The organism is Variovorax sp. AC103, from assembly GCF_979254005.1.
The window spans coordinates 260,955-272,332 of the sequence record NZ_CEEDFC010000001.1; the positions used below are offsets into that span (position 1 = coordinate 260,955).

At 69.0% G+C, this 11,378-nt stretch carries 11 protein-coding genes; 5 read left to right on the forward strand and 6 right to left on the reverse strand.

Annotated elements, in window-relative coordinates:
- The first annotated feature begins 3 nt into the window (after positions 1-3).
- The 5 genes from AC0IYU_RS01225 (at position 4) to AC0IYU_RS01245 (ending at position 5,390) form a co-directional block, all read left to right on the forward strand.
- Positions 4-441, forward strand: a complete 438-nt coding sequence (locus AC0IYU_RS01225; RefSeq protein ID WP_472112057.1) for a hypothetical protein — start codon at positions 4-6, stop codon at positions 439-441.
- 6 nt (positions 442-447) lie between these two features.
- Positions 448-3,087 carry a DUF2169 family type VI secretion system accessory protein gene (locus AC0IYU_RS01230; protein WP_472112060.1) on the forward strand — a complete coding sequence of 880 codons (2,640 nt, stop codon included), beginning with the start codon at positions 448-450 and terminating at the stop codon, positions 3,085-3,087.
- Positions 3,084-4,220, forward strand: coding sequence for a pentapeptide repeat-containing protein (locus tag AC0IYU_RS01235; RefSeq protein ID WP_472112063.1), 1,137 nt, complete (start codon positions 3,084-3,086; stop codon positions 4,218-4,220). The genes AC0IYU_RS01230 and AC0IYU_RS01235 overlap by 4 nt, the downstream gene beginning before the upstream one ends.
- Before the next feature lie 128 nt (positions 4,221-4,348).
- Positions 4,349-4,978 (forward strand): DUF3540 domain-containing protein, encoded by a 630-nt coding sequence (locus AC0IYU_RS01240; protein ID WP_472112066.1) that lies wholly within the window; start codon positions 4,349-4,351, stop codon positions 4,976-4,978.
- Between the two features lie 25 nt (positions 4,979-5,003).
- Positions 5,004-5,390 (forward strand): DUF4150 domain-containing protein, encoded by a 387-nt coding sequence (locus AC0IYU_RS01245; protein WP_435440216.1) that lies wholly within the window; start codon positions 5,004-5,006, stop codon positions 5,388-5,390.
- Between the two features lie 33 nt (positions 5,391-5,423).
- On the opposite strand, the gene AC0IYU_RS01250 is transcribed toward AC0IYU_RS01245, so the two are convergent.
- The 6 genes from AC0IYU_RS01250 to AC0IYU_RS01275 all read right to left on the reverse strand — a co-directional run bounded on the left by AC0IYU_RS01250 (position 5,424) and on the right by AC0IYU_RS01275 (position 11,363).
- Positions 5,424-6,944: a methyl-accepting chemotaxis protein gene (locus tag AC0IYU_RS01250; RefSeq protein ID WP_472112069.1), complete on the reverse strand. Its 1,521-nt coding sequence runs from the start codon at positions 6,942-6,944 to the stop codon at positions 5,424-5,426.
- 87 nt (positions 6,945-7,031) lie between these two features.
- The gene (locus tag AC0IYU_RS01255; RefSeq protein ID WP_472112072.1) at positions 7,032-7,331 is read right to left on the reverse strand and encodes a YciI family protein; all 300 of its coding nucleotides are present in this window, start codon (positions 7,329-7,331) and stop codon (positions 7,032-7,034) included.
- Between the two features lie 49 nt (positions 7,332-7,380).
- Entirely contained in the window at positions 7,381-8,361 is a 981-nt protein-coding gene (locus tag AC0IYU_RS01260; protein WP_472112075.1) for a tripartite tricarboxylate transporter substrate binding protein, read from the reverse strand.
- A 178-nt stretch (positions 8,362-8,539) separates the two neighbouring features.
- Positions 8,540-8,809, reverse strand: a complete 270-nt coding sequence (locus AC0IYU_RS01265; RefSeq protein WP_472112078.1) for a hypothetical protein — start codon at positions 8,807-8,809, stop codon at positions 8,540-8,542.
- A gap of 426 nt (positions 8,810-9,235) precedes the next feature.
- Positions 9,236-10,657, reverse strand: coding sequence for a sensor histidine kinase (locus AC0IYU_RS01270; protein ID WP_472112081.1), 1,422 nt, complete (start codon positions 10,655-10,657; stop codon positions 9,236-9,238).
- The gene (locus AC0IYU_RS01275) at positions 10,650-11,363 is read right to left on the reverse strand and encodes a response regulator transcription factor (protein ID WP_472112084.1); all 714 of its coding nucleotides are present in this window, start codon (positions 11,361-11,363) and stop codon (positions 10,650-10,652) included. The genes AC0IYU_RS01270 and AC0IYU_RS01275 overlap by 8 nt, the downstream gene beginning before the upstream one ends.
- Between the last annotated feature and the right edge of the window lie 15 nt (positions 11,364-11,378).

Genomic DNA, 11,378 nt, shown 5'->3' on the forward strand with positions numbered 1-11,378 from the left:
GGCATGCCTGAGTGGGAAACGCTTCTGTGGATCTTCTTCGCGGTCGTGATGACCGGCGTCATCGTGGCGAGCATCGGCGCGGTCGGCCACATGCGCCGCGAGAACAGGCTGTACACCGCTGAACAAAAGCGGTGGGCCGTGCTCGCGCAGTTGGGCCGGCCCGTCGAGGGCACGGTGCGCGACTTTCGCATGCACCCGGGCAACATGACGCGCGGCGGCTCGCGCGGGCAGACCGTGTGCGCCGTGGTGCTCGACGTCGACTACACCGACGGCACCGGCACGCCCCGCACCGCGTCGATCCGAACCTTCATCGAAGACGCGCTGGTCCCCAGCTTCCAGGCGCCGGGCAAGCGCGTTCACCTGCGCCGTGACCCGCAAGACCCTGCATCGGTCGCCATCGACCGCGAGCGCACGCCGCTGGAAATTCCGCGTGCGCCCTGAACATCGATGAAGACCGTCAAGCCGCTGCGCCTGAGCACCACCACCCGGCCTTTCCTGCGCCAGGGCGAACAGCACCTGGCCGTCACCACGCTGTGCATGGTGTCGATGGGCGGCGCGCCCGTGCTGACGCCGGAGCCCGCGTTCTGGAAGACGCTGTCCGACGAGCTGGGCGCCGCCACTGCCATCGACCTGGGGCTGCCGAAGGCGCGCGCCGAGGTGCTCGCCACCGGCTTCGCCTACACCGCGCACCAGCCCGAAAAGACGCGGTGCGCCGTGCGCTTGCAGTTGGGCGGCTTGTGCAAGGACCTGGCCGTCTTCGGCGACCGCTACTGGCTCGGCGGGCGCGCGACCGAGCCGCAACCGTTCGAGGCGATGCGCATGGACTGGACCCGCGCCTATGGCGGCCCCGACTTCGCCGACAACCCGCTGGGCCGTGGCCATGCGCTCGAGCAGGTCAACGGCCAAGCGGTGCAGCGACTGCCCAACATCGAGAACCCGACTGCGCACGTGCACCGCCCCGGCGACCAGCCCGAGCCGGCCGGCTTCGGCCCCATCGACATCGCCTGGCCGCGGCGCATGCGCCTGATCGGCAGGCAGTACGACGAGCACTGGCGGGCGCATCTGTTTCCCGGGTTCGCCGAGGACATGGACTGGCGGCTGTTCAATGCCGCGCCCACCGACCAGCACCTGGCCGACTCGGCGGAGATTGCACCGGGCACGCCCTATGCGGTCTGGAACATGCACCCCACGCAGCCCATTCAGCAGGGCCGGCTGCCGCACTGGCGCGCCCTCGCCTTCGTCGTGCGGCGGCATGCGCCTGAGCACGCAGAAGAAATCGCGCAGCGGCTGACCACGGCCTGGTTCTTCCCGCACCTGGACCGCGTGGCGCTGATCTTCCACGGCGAAACGCGCATCGAGGAAGACGATGCCTCCGACATCACGCACGTGATGCCCGCGCTCGAAGCCGTCGATGCGCCGCGCGGCGTGGCGCACTACGCCACCGTGCTGCGCCAGCGTTGCGACCCTGACAAGGGTGCGCTCTACATGTTCCGCGACGACGAACTGGTGCCGCAGGATGCTATCGGCCCCTGGCTCGACCAGCCCGAAGCCGCCGAGTCGGCGCTGGTGCGCAACATGCGCGAGCGCGGCACGCAGGCCCGCGAAGAGCTCAAACAGATGGCGCTGGAAGCCGGCCACAAGGCCCGCCACTTCAGGGAACGCCCGCTGCCCGAGCCCTTCAGGCGCATGCCCACGCTGCGCGAGCTGCCCGAGTTCGTGGAACAGGCCGATGCCTACGCCCGCGCGCAGCGCGAGCAGGGCGCGGTCGAGCGCCAGCGCCTGCAGCGCGAGGCCGACGCCAATGCCAAGGAGTCGATGAAGGTCGGCTTCGACACCGGCAAGCTGGTGCGCGAACACGACCGCACCGAGCTCAAGGGCCCGCCGCGCGTGGACGGTGCGTCGGTGCTGCGCGGCTTCACCGGCATCGCCGCCGCCACGGGCACCGCGCCGGCGCCTCCGAAGCAGGTCGAGGCCATGCGCCAGATGACCGAGGCCGGCGAGCGCGGGCTGATGGCGCTGTACCGCGGCTCGGCACAGCACCAGGCCCGCATCGACCCGCTGCCGGCGGAACGCCTGGCCGCGCTGCGCGCCCAGGTCACGGCCACGCTGCAAGGCAGCCGCGACTTCACCGACATGGACCTGACCGGCGCCGACCTCTACGGCATGGACCTGCGCGGCGCCTGCTTTCGCCGCGCCCTGCTCGAAAGCGCCGACCTGCGGCATGCCGTATGCGACGGTGCCGACTTCAGCGACGCGGTGCTGGTGCGGGCCCAGTTGACCGATGCCAGCCTCCGGGGAGCGGCGCTGCACCAGACCAACCTGGCGGGCATCGACTGCGAGCGCGCCGACTTCTCGGGCGCGCAGATGGAAGGCACGAAGCTGGAGCAGGTGAAGTTCGCGCAGTGCAACTTCACGGGCGCGCGGCTGCACCATGTGCATGTGCTGCAGTCGCAGATCACCGGTTGCAGCTTCGACGAGGCGGACATCGCCTACGCCGGCTTCCTGTCGGACACCGCGCTGGCGCAATGCAGCTTTCGCCGCGCCCGGCTGGTGAAGGTGGGTTTCCTTTCCTGCAGCGTGGCACGGCTCGATTTCACCGGCGCCTCGCTCGAAGCCTGCGCCTGGACCCACACCGTGTGCGACGACGGCATCGTGTTCGCCGGCGCGCTGCTCCACACCACCTGCTTCGCGGGCCGCACCAGCCTGCGCGAAGTCAATTTCGAGGCGGCCACGCTGGTGCAATGCAGCCTGCGCGCCATGCCGATGCAAGGCGTGCGCCTGGCCCGTGCCACGCTCGACACCTGCGACCTGTCGTCCTGCGACCTGAGCGCGGCCGACCTCGCCGACGTGCAGGCGCCCGAAAGCCTGTTCATCCGCAGCGACCTCAGCCGCGCCTCGCTGCGGGGCGCCAACCTGATGACCGCCAACTTCAACAAGGCCCTGCTGGCCGGCACCGACCTGCGCGAGGCCAACCTGTTTCGCGCCGACATGTCGCAGATCCGCATCGACGGCATCACCGAAACCCGGGGCGCCTACATCGCGCAGACCAAGACCGTGCCGGCCTTGGCCGCGGCACCGAAGCGATGAGTCCGCAGGAGCTTGCAGCCAAGGTCCGCAACGGCGAGCGCATGGATGCAGAAGACTTCAGCGGCATGGCGCTGCACGGGCTGGACCTGTCGGGCGGCATGTTCAGCGAGTGCCTTTTCACGCGCGCCGGCCTTGCGGGCAGCCAACTGAACGACGCGGTGTTCGACCGCTGCACCTTCGACGGTGCGGCGCTGGACGCGGGCCGGCTCGACGGCGCGACCTTCCTGCGCTGCAGCCTGCGGGAGGTGGACGCGGACGCCAGCCACTGGACAGGCGCGGTGGTCGCGGAGTGCGACCTGCGCGGCGCACGCTGCGCCGACACGCTGCTCGCGAACGCCGCATTCCAGAACTGCGAGCTGCAGGGCGCCGTGTTCGAGCGCGCCACGCTGAAGCAGACGATCTTCAACGACAACCACATGGGCGATGCAGACCTGCGCGACGCGGCGCTCGCCGGCGCGGTGTTCTTCCGCTCCGACTTGCGAGAAGTCGCGTTCCAGGGCGCGCGCTTTCACAACGTCGTGTTCTCCGAGGCCGACCTGCGCGGGCAGTCGTTCGCAGGCCAGTCGTTCGCGCTGTGCCAGTTCACCGATGCGCGCCTGTCGGACTGCGTGTTCGAAGACGCGCAGCTCACGCAATGCAACTTCAAGGGCGCCACGCTGGCCGGCGCCCGCATGGCCCGCGCGCAGGCACCGCAGTCGCTGTTTCCCGAGGCGGACCTGCGCCGGGCCGACCTGCGCGGCGCGCTGCTCGACCACACGCTGTGGATCGACGCACAGCTGGGCCAGGCCGACTTCTCCGGCGCCAGCCTGGTGCAGGGCGTGTTCCACCGCGCGCATTGCCAGGACGCCGACTTTTCTCGCACACGCCTGAACTACGCCGACTTCTCCTACGCCGACCTGCGCGGTGCCAATTTCGAGAAAGCCCTGTTCCAACGCACCCAGCTGCACCGCGCCGACCAGGCCGGCGCGCGCTGGAGCGACCGGCTCGGCGTGCTCGACAACGACCCGCATCTGCACGAGGCCGAACGCATCGCCGCGCAACGCCCCACGCGCGCTGTCCGGCTCGACCGCGATGCGCAGGGCCGCAGGCCACCGGTCGAACGTTTTCCCTCCGAACCGAAGGACTCCGCATGACGATGCAGACTGGCCGATCGATTTCCGCCGCCCCGCACGCCGCGCCAGTGGCCGAGAGCGAACTGGCACCGCTTCTTCGCAAGGTCCCGCCCGCAAAGCGGCAAAGTGCGCCCCCCTCCCGCATTTCCATGGCCAAGGTCGTGGCCAGCCATTCGGACGACAGGCACGAGGTGCTTGTCGCGGGCGACAGCCGCGCGCTGGCTTGCCTGCGCGCGGCCAGCTGCCTGCTGGTGCCCGCGCCGGGCGACACGGTCATGGTCGCGGGGCCCAGCCACAGCGAAGCCGAAAACGAAAACGAGCTCTACCTCATCGCCGTCGTGGCCCAGGCCGATGCGCGGCAGGCGGTGCTCGCGGTGAACGGCGACCTGACGCTGGCGTCGCGGCACGGCGCCGTCGCGGTGCGCAGCGCCGGGGCGCTCGAGCTGCAATCGGACACGGCCGTTGCCACCCGCGCGCCCGAATGGCAGCTGAACGCCGAGCGCGGCCAGTGCCATGTCGCGTCGCTGGACTACCAGGGCGCGGAGGTGCGGTTCAGCGTGCTGGTGTCGCGCTTCGTGGGCCGTGCCTGCGAGGTGGTGCTCGACCGGCTGCACCTGCTCACCCGCTCCAGCTTCCGGCTGACCGAAGACGTCGAGCAGGTGCGCGCGGGGCAGATCGACATGCAGGCCTCGGGCACCCTGCGCCTGCATGCGAACAACACCCTGGTGACCAGCAAGGAACTGGTCAAGGTGGACGCCGAACAGATCCACATGGGTTGATTCAACCCGCAAGAAAGCTCCCGCCATGTTTGCCAATTCCCAGATGATGGGCATGGACCTCGCGTTCCCCGATGTCTGCAAGACACCGCCGGCCGTGCCCATCCCCTACCCCAACTTCGCGCTGGGGCCGACCGCCATTCCCAACGCCTGGAACATCCTCTACGGCGGCACGCCCGCGCACAACCTCGCGACGACCACGCCCATCACCAACGGCGACAACGCGGGCGTGCTGATGGGCGTGGTGTCGCAGACGGTGATGGGGCCGTCGCGCCACATCACCGGCGCCTTCACGGTGCTGCTGAAAGGCTCGCCGTGCACCCGCATGACCAGCCTCACGGTGCAGAACCGCAGCAACATCGTGGGCATGCGCATCGTGCCCAGCCAGTTCAAGGTGCTGGTGCTGGCGCCCTGACCCCTGGGTGAACCGGGTCGACCGCGGGCCGCGTCAGACCTTGAACACGCTCACCGCGTGAACCAGGCTGCCGGCCTGCTCCTGCAGCGAACCGGCGGCCGCGGCGGCCTGCTCCACCAGCGCGGCGTTCTGCTGCGTGGCCTGGTCCATCTGGCTGATGGCCTGGTTGATCTGCTCGATGCCGGTGGTCTGCTCCTGGCTGGCGGCCATGATCTCGCCCATGATGTCGGTCACCCGGCGCACGCTGGCCACGATCTCCTGCATGGTCTTGCCGGCCTCGGCCACCTGGTCGCTGCCCGTGCCGACCTTGTCGACCGAGTCGTCGATGAGCGTCTTGATTTCCTTGGCCGCACCCGCCGAGCGCTGCGCCAGGTTGCGCACTTCCGACGCCACCACCGCAAAGCCGCGGCCCTGCTCCCCGGCGCGCGCGGCTTCCACTGCGGCGTTCAGCGCCAGGATGTTGGTCTGGAACGCGATGCCGTCGATCACGCCGATGATGTCCACGATCTTCTTGGACGACGCATTGATCGAGCCCATGGTGTCCACCACCTGCCCGACCACGCTGCCGCCGCGCACCGCGACCTCGGAGGCCGACACGGCGAGCTGGTTGGCCTGGCGCGCGTTGTCGGCGTTCTGCTTCACGGTGCTCGTGAGCTCTTCCATCGACGCGGCGGTCTGCTCCAGCGAGCTGGCCTGTTCCTCGGTGCGTGAAGACAGGTCGAGGTTGCCCGAGGCGATCTGCCCGCTGGCCGTGGCGATGGTGTCGGTGGAGCTGCGAATTTCCGTCACGGTGCCGGCCAGGCTTTGCTGCATCTGGTGCATGGCGTGCAGCAGGCTCGCGGTGTCGCCCGGGCGCAGCCGCACCTCGACGCCCAGGTCGCCCGCGCCGATCCGGCGCACCACCTCGGAGGCGTAGTCGGGCTCGCCGCCGAGCTGGCGGTACAGGTTGCGCGCCATGCCCCAGGCCATGCCGCCCACGACCACCATGAGCACGCCGCCAATGCCCAGCAGGATCACCGTGTTGCGCCAGAAGGCGGTGTCGATGTCGTCGATGTAGTCGCCGAAGCCGACGATCCAGTCCCAGGGCTCGAACTTGACGATGGCGTAGAGCTTCTGCACCTCTTCCTTGGCCCCCGGGCGGGTGCCGTAGGCGATGAGCGTGGCAACCGTGTGGCCCGCCAGCGCGGCGCGGTAGCGCTCGCCGGCTTCCTTGCCGCCCTTGGCGTCCACGATGCCCACGCGCTTGGGGTTGGGGTGCACGTAGTTGACGTCGTTGGTGTAGCCGCGCACGAAGAAGTAGAGCTCGTCCTTGCGCAGGCTGCCGATGAGCTTCTTCGCTTCTTTCTGCGCCTGGTCGCGCGTGAGTTCGCCCGACTTTTCCTGCTCGTACAGGCGCTCGAGGGAGGCATGGGCCAGCACCACCAGCGTGGAGAGCTGCGCCGTGCGCTCCTTCATCATCGATTGCCGCAGCGTTGACAACGAGACGGAGGCCAGCACGACCATGCCGAGCAATGCGGCGGCGCACAGAAGGAGGATTCGGGTTCGGAGCTTCATGGAGGGCAGCAGACAACAGGGAGTGAGGTACTTCTGCTTATCGGCAGCGCCGCCCGGATCTTGAGCCGCTGAGGCGGGCTTTACATGTCAGGGTTCGCTGAACCAGGCTTCGGCCCAGCCCTGGCGCTTGACCGGGTTGAACTCGCTGAACGTGAAGCTCGCGAGCCTGCCGGTGCTGAACGGGTCTTCGGCGAAGAAGGTCTGCAGTGCCTCCAGCGAAGTGGCGCGGGCCAGCAGAAAGCCACCGGTCGCGGGCACCTTGGGCCCGGAACACAGGAGCAGGCCGGCGTCATAGCCGAGTTGAAGGTAGGCGCGGTGCGCCGGCACCGATTCCTGGATGCGCGCCAGCGGCACGAGGTAGCTGATTTCGACGATGAAGTGCTTCATGCATTTGGCGAAGCACCTGCCGTGCCAGCCACCGCGCGCTTGCCGGCCCCTACTCCGCCTTGACCCCGGCCGTGCGGATGACTTTGCCCCACTTGGCGGTTTCCGCCGTGATGAAGGCGTCGAACTCCTCGGGCGTGCTGCCCGCCGGAATGGTGCCCATGGCGTCGAGCTTGGCGCGGGTGTCGTCGCTCTTGACGATGCGCGCCACTTCCTCGGACATGCGCTTGACGATGTCGCGCGGCGTGGCCGCCGGCGCCAGCATGCCCGCCCAGGTGCTGCCGGTGAAGCCCGCGAAGCCCTGCTCGATGAAGGTGGGCACGTCGGGCGCGGCGGCCAGGCGCTTGTCGCCCGCCACGCCGATCAGCCGCACCTTGCCGGCCTTGGCCTGGTTGATGAGCCCGGTGGGCGCGTCGAAGAACAGCTGGATCTGCCCGCCCATCAGGTCGGTGAGCGCGGGCACGGCGCCGCGGTACGGGATGTGGATCATGTAGGTCTGCGTGAGCGACTTCCACAGCTCGGTGGTCAGGTGCGCGGCCGAGCCGTTGCCCGAGGAACCGAAGCTCACCTTGCCGGGGTTCGCGCGCGCGAAGTCGATGAGCTCGCGCGCGGTCTTGAACGGCGCATCGACGTTCACCGCGGCCAGCAGCGGCGACACGCCCATCAGCGACACGCCGGCGAGGTCCTTGCGCGGGTCGTAGGGCAGCTTGGGGTACAGCGTGGTGTTGGCCGCGTAGGCGGCAATGACGACGCCGAAGGTGGTGCCGTCGGGCGGCGCCTTGGCAATGGCGTCCACGCCGATGAGGCTGTTGGCACCGGGCTTGTTGTCGATCAGCACGGGCTGGCCCAGGCGCGTCTGCAGGCCGATCTGCACCAGGCGCGCCATCTGGTCGGTGAACCCGCCCGGCGTGTACGGCACCACGATGCGAATCGGCTTGCTGGGCCATGCGGTCTGCGCAAAGGAAGGCAAGGCAAGGCTTGCGGCGGCGGTGGCGAGCGTGAACCTGCGGCGAGACAGCGTGGCGTGAGACATGTGGTGCGAACCCCTCTTCGTTGTTCCGGAATGGATCGGGGCATTCTCGAAGTGCGGGGTTGGGGGGCGGTCAGGGTTTGCCCGTGCTGTTCTTGTCGCCGTTGTTCTTTGCGCCGCTGTTCAAGGGATTCCCCGCTCTCCAGACGGGCCGCGAAATCCGCGGCCCGCCGACCGGCCGCTAACTGCCGGTCTCAGGCGCTCCGCGCCGCGCCTTCTCACTCGCCTGAAACAGTTCTGCCGCCTTGCGCGCCAGCTCCGCCGCAAGCCAAAGCAGGTTGTCCAGCTGTCGAGGCCCGCTGCCGCTGCACCAGTCGATGTCTTCCCCGCAGCAGACCCACAGGAGCGCTTCGAGTTGAGAGAGGGTTTTTTCGAGAAGATCGGCCGGGTCTTGGGCGTTGTCTTCGGAAGCTCCGGGCGTGCGAGGCCGGGCTATAGTCTTGGTAGCCATTTTTGTGCGGTCCTTTAGAGGGTGTTGCACCGATTTGGTTAGACGGTCGGGGTGCTCGTTACACCCCGGCCGTCGCCTTTGATACCTCGCATACGCATCGATGCTTTCGCACCGACAACCTGCCGCGAGGCAAGCAGCCTTCCAGAATTTCAGTGGTTATGCGTGTGGCGCCCTTCCGTGTTCCCTTGTTGGGTTGTTGAGTGACAGGGGCATTCACTTTAGAGAAGAGCTCAGCGAAGTAGCCGTCCGCAGGGCACGAAAGTCTCGGCAACCGCCAACAAATACAGCTTCTGCAATGCGCCGCGTGCAGGCGTCTTGGGCGCTACGCCAGCGTGTCACACAAGGCCACATTCGCTCCCGCATCGTCGGCGTGAGCGTCGCCCTGAACAAGAACCCTGAAAAAACGCTCTCGGCAACGAAGCACGCTCACCGCGCCAGCGGCAAGCGCATGTCGAAGCGCGCACCGCCGCCGCTTTCGTTCGCCGCCTCGATGCGCCCGCCGTGCGCATGCACCACGGCCTGCGACAGCGCCAGGCCCAACCCGAGGCCCGGCGTCTTCTCGTCCGAGCGCGCGGTGGCGCCGCGGTAGAAGCGCTCGAACAGGTGCGGGAGTTCGTCGCCGCGAATGCCGGGGCCGCGGTCCGACACGCTGATGACGGCCTCGTTCGCCTCCACGTCCGCGCGCAGGCTCACGCGCACGGTGGTGCCGGCCGGCGAGAACTTGAGCGCGTTGTCCAGCAGGTTGGCCAGCGCCAGGCTCGCCGCGCCGCGTGCCACCCGCGCGGCCACGGGCGGTGCGGGCTCCAGCAGCAGCTCCAGCCGCCGTTCCCTGGCCATCGGCTCCAGCCGCCGAACGGCCTCTTCCGCGAGCACGTTCAACGACACGGTCTCCACCGCGTCGCGCTCCTGACCCGCATCGAGCCGGGCCAGCACCAGCAGTTCTTCGACCAGCAGCGTGAGCGACTCCACCTCCTCCAGCGAGGAATGCAGCGTCTCCACATAGGCGGCCGGCTCGCGCGGCCGGCGCAGGGCCAGCTCCAGCTCGGTGCGCAGGCGCGACAGCGGCGAGCGCAGCTCGTGCGACGCATCGGAGGTGAAGCGCCGCTGCGCCTCCATGCCGTGCTCGATGCGCGCCAGCATGGCGTTGAGGGTGTCGACCAGCCGGCCGATCTCGTCGTTCGTTCCCGGGTGCGGCAGCCGCTCCCCGAGGTTGGCGTCGCCGATGCGGTGCGCCTGCAGCACCACGTCGTCGATGGCGCCGAAGGCGCGCCGCGTGATCAATGCACCCGCCGCGCCCAGCGCCAGCAGCAACGCACCGCCAAGAATGACGAAGAGCACGCTGGCCATGGCCACGGTGCGGTTCACGTCGTCGAGCGAGCCTGCGACCTGCACGGCCAGCAAGGTGCCATTGCCCGATGCGACTTGCGGCACCGGCACCGACACCATGCGCGTGGGCTCCTCGCCGAAGCCGTTGAGCGTTTCGAACACGGTCTCGCCTGCGGCGAGCCGCTCGCGCAGCACCGGGGGAATGGGCAACTGCGCCTCGCCCAGGTTGGCGCTGCGCGCCAGCACGCGGCCTTGCGCATCGACGATCTGCACCAGCCGGTCCAGACGCACGAACGACGGCGCGCCGGGCCCGGGCGGGGCCTCGTGCACGATCACGGTGTCGCCCTCGCCGGCCGACAGCAGCATGCCCAGCTCGGTTTCGGCCAGCGCGAGCAGCGCCGCGTCGAGCTCGCGGTGCACGTTGCGCGCAAACACCAGGTACGAGCCGAAGGCGGCGATGGCCATCACCACCACGATCGCGCTGACGTGGGCCAGCGCCAGCCGCTTGCGAAAGCTAAGCATGCACTGCCGTGCTGCCGGGGCCGCCGCCGTTCTCGTCGGCCACGGCCAGCCTGAAGCCGCGCCCGCGCACGGTCTGGATCAGCGGCACGTGCGGCGGCGCATCGACCTTGCGGCGCAGGTTGCCGATGTGCACGTCGATCAGGTTGTCGATGGCGATCAGGTCGTCCTTCCACACCTGCTCGGCCAGGCGCGAACGGCTCACCACCTCGCCCACGTGGCGCAGCAATATCTGCAGGATCGCGAACTCCTTGTGCGTGAGTTCCATCACCATGCTGCCGCGCAGCACGCGCTGGCTCAGGGGGTCCAGGCTCAGGTCGGCCAGCGACAGCACCACGGGCCGCATGATCTCCGAGCGCCGCAGCAAGGCGCGCACACGCGCCAACAGTTCGTCGAAGGCGAAGGGCTTGGTCAGGTAGTCGTCCGCGCCGGTGTTCAGGCCGGCCACGCGGTCGCTCAGCGCGTCGCGGGCGGTGAGCATCAGCACGGGCGTCCTGCAGCCGCGCTGGCGCAGGTCGCGGCACAGGGTGAGGCCGTCCTTGCCGGGCAGCATCCAGTCGAGCACGATGAGGTCGTAGGCGACCACGAACGCTTCCTCGTCGCCCTCTTCGGCCGTGTGCACCACGTCGACAACGAAGCCCTCTTCCTGCAGCCCGCGCGCGAGCAGCCGCGCGGCCTTGCGGTCGTCTTCGATCAGCAGAATTCTCATGGCGCGGATCATGCC